Origin of the sequence: Hallella sp., from assembly GCF_037460745.1 — a bacterium.
GTDB lineage: Bacteria > Bacteroidota > Bacteroidia > Bacteroidales > Bacteroidaceae > Prevotella > Prevotella faecis.
In genome coordinates, this window is the sequence record NZ_JAXVAE010000088.1 from 1 (window position 1) to 2,317 (window position 2,317).

The 2,317-nt window shown below is 56.0% G+C and carries 3 protein-coding genes; all 3 read left to right on the forward strand.

The window, feature by feature from the left end:
* Positions 1 to 364: 364 nt before the first annotated feature.
* Positions 365 to 829 (forward strand): hypothetical protein, encoded by a 465-nt coding sequence (locus tag WKK33_RS05285; protein WP_337932828.1) that lies wholly within the window; start codon positions 365 to 367, stop codon positions 827 to 829.
* Positions 830 to 886: 57 nt separating this feature from the next.
* Complete coding sequence (locus WKK33_RS05290; protein ID WP_215760301.1) at positions 887 to 1,219, forward strand: hypothetical protein; 333 nt, start codon at positions 887 to 889, stop codon at positions 1,217 to 1,219.
* Between the two features lie 125 nt (positions 1,220 to 1,344).
* Positions 1,345 to 1,776, forward strand: coding sequence for a D-Ala-D-Ala carboxypeptidase family metallohydrolase (locus WKK33_RS05295; protein WP_337469363.1), 432 nt, complete (start codon positions 1,345 to 1,347; stop codon positions 1,774 to 1,776).
* Positions 1,777 to 2,317: the final 541 nt, after the last annotated feature.

Consider the following 2,317-nt stretch of genomic DNA (forward strand, 5'->3'; position numbering starts at 1 on the left):
AAAGTTCGGGCTTTGTGATATTTTAAAAGAGGGTGTGAATTTTGACACACCCCCTCTTTCGTGTTTATGCGGTTCAGCGCCCATTCCCCATTCAATCGCTCAACATCCGAAACCGTTAAATCTATATACATTGTCGGAACGCTTTACTTTTCGTGAAGTTTCATTTCATCGATTTTTTAAATAAACATAATAAATTGGCCTTTTTTTGGTCGCTCAGCGTTCCCGGGCTATCTTTGCTGCCGTCTAAGAGAGGCGGCGCGGCCCCACCACCCACCACCCGCCTCGCCGACAGCGATACGGAAAAACACGCGTGAAACCCGACAACAGTACAAACATCATTAACCCTAAACTCATCACAATTATCATGGCAAACAACAACCCATGTACGGAACAAAACAACCAAGAGCGACCGCCGTTTAAGATGACCTACGAGCTGCAGGTCAACATGGAGGATCGCCTATTGCAACTCTTCAGCGCCGTGATCGACCTCGACGCCGCCGACCGCGAGTTTCCCATCTGGGGCGACACCACCAACCAACTCATGGAGGTGGCGTGGACCCTCTCGAAGATGCGACGCATCATCGACCACGACACGCACCGGCCCATGACCATGCACCGCATAGCTACGCTGCTCTGCCAGAACTTGCATCGGCGCATGCCAAGCAACATCTACAGCGTGGCGCGGCAGAGCCGCATGACGGGACGACCGCCCGTGGTGGAGTATTTCGCCCGCCTGTGGTATGAGGGCGGCGTGGACCCCAGCGTCTTCATACAGTGGCAGAAACCCGTCAGTTTTCCTCCCTTCAGAAGCTACCGTGGCGTATTCTAAACGCATCGCAACTTACCATTACTCTCAACATCAGGCATTAACAAAAACAATGACAGCATGAACACCGAATTTGAACAACAGCGGCAACGCATGGAGCGTCGCCAAAAGGCTCTGGCCCTTCTCGTGGCCGATGTGCGGCACCTTGTGGCCCAACCACCCGCCTCGGTGGAGTGGAAACGCACCAAGACCGACCTCGTGGAGATGATCTACCTGGCATGGGGCACCTACGAGCTAACCGACCCGTATGGCCGCCCCGCCACGCAGATTTGGCTGGCCAAGAGGGCCTTCAGCGCCGTGGGACTGGCCTTGCCGCGCAGCATCTACAACGTGATTTGGAAGATCAACAACCGGCTCAACGACCACCGCACCGTGCTACGCTCCTACCTATGAGGCCGCTCGTTATGTGCCGCAACGCCCGGCAACGACGCCCGGCGGAAGCGGCAACCCTTACGCGCAAGAATCATTCACAACAACATCAACACAACACACACAACACACACAACACATTTACTATCATGACACAAACCGAAAGAACACAACTCACACCTCACTTCAAGCTCTACGAGTTTACACGCTCGGGCGTGGCCGCCGACCACGACCTGCCCAACTGTCCCAACGCCGCGCAGACGGCCGCCCTGGAGGCGCTCTGCCAGAATGTGCTCGAACCCCTGCGCCACCGCTTCGGACCCATCGTGATCAGCAGCGGCTTCCGGTCGCCGGCCGTCAACCGCCTCATACCCGGCGCCGCTCCCGCTTCGCAGCACACCAAGGGTGAGGCCGCCGACATCGTGGTGGGAACGCCCGAACGCGCCATGGCGCTCTACCGCTTCATTCGCGACCGCCTCGACTTCGACCAGCTCATCTGGGAACCCATCGACGCCTCCGTGCCCCGCTGGATCCACGTGAGCTACACCCGCCGCCGCAAGAACCGCCACAGCGTGCTCTAACTCACCAACAGCCTAACCGACCGATGGGCAGGTGGGTCCGGAAGCGCATTGCGCCCACCGCCCATCCTGCCCATCCTGTTCCATCCTGTTTCATCCTGCCTACGGCCACTGGAGGCTCGTGTTTTTTTGATAAAGGCACCCCGCATGGCCATTGCGCAATTGTTAGTGCCCACCGCCTACGGCCACTGGAGTCTCGTGTTTTTTTTGATAAAAGCACCCCGCATGGTATCTGTGCTTATCTGCGAGATCCGTGGGAGAATAAATACATTCTGCCTGTTCTTTAGCGCATTGCGCGCTTAGTTTTCGCCCACAGATCTCGCGGATTCCACAGATTTTTCGCATACCAAGCAAGCCCCGTCATGTGGCATACTACTTCATCGTACTTTCCGCATGCGAAAAAATCCGTGTCGCTCCGTTGCGCCGGCGGCGCATCAAAAACCAAGCGGTAGGCAGCGGAGCAAGGGTAAAGAATCCGTGAAAAGACCCATCCGTGCGCATCGGCTTTCTATGTTAAAATCCAAATATTTTGACCATTATTTTT